This window comes from Polaromonas sp. P1_G2 (genome assembly GCF_056405515.1).
In genome coordinates this window covers 1-478 of the sequence record NZ_JBFUBY010001035.1, presented here as the reverse complement: position 1 = coordinate 478, position 478 = coordinate 1, and the positions used below count along the sequence as shown (strand labels likewise).

General features: G+C 61.7%; 1 protein-coding gene. It reads left to right on the top strand.

Translation table 11 applies throughout. The annotated features are described in order from the left end of the window. Positions 1–410: hypothetical protein (locus tag AC1D0P_RS28930; protein ID WP_477679881.1), on the top strand; the 410-nt coding region annotated here is incomplete at its 5' end. Positions 411–478: the final 68 nt, after the last annotated feature.

Below are 478 nucleotides of genomic sequence, written 5' to 3'. Positions count from 1 at the left end.
GTGCTGCAGAACCGGCCGCTGCCGATTTGATTGTGCGGGCGAGGCGGCGAATGGTGGCTGGGGTTGTAGAGGGGGTGATGCGCCCATGTCTCGTCACGCGCCCGCGTTTGAAAGACACTCCGGAGCCGGCTATATTGGGTGTAGAGAGGAACTGGAACATGATGTCGGTCCACGATGCATTAGAAGCATGGCAAGACGACAGGATCACCGCATCCAAGGCGATGCTCCTCTCCGGCGCGAAGGACGTGCTCGAACTTTATGAACTGGCCGCCGCGTGCGATGGGGACATTCGGCTCGAACTCACCGCTGAAGAGGCGGCCATGGTCTCCAAGGTGACGGATGCCATCCGCAAGGTTATGGAACCCTCGCGCGGCACGCCGCAGCGGTCGCCGGGAACGCGCACCGCGTGACAGCTATCGTAAGATTCCCCTTACCGTCGTCATCGTCGACAGCGGCAGCAAGCGATAGGGCTTGGTGG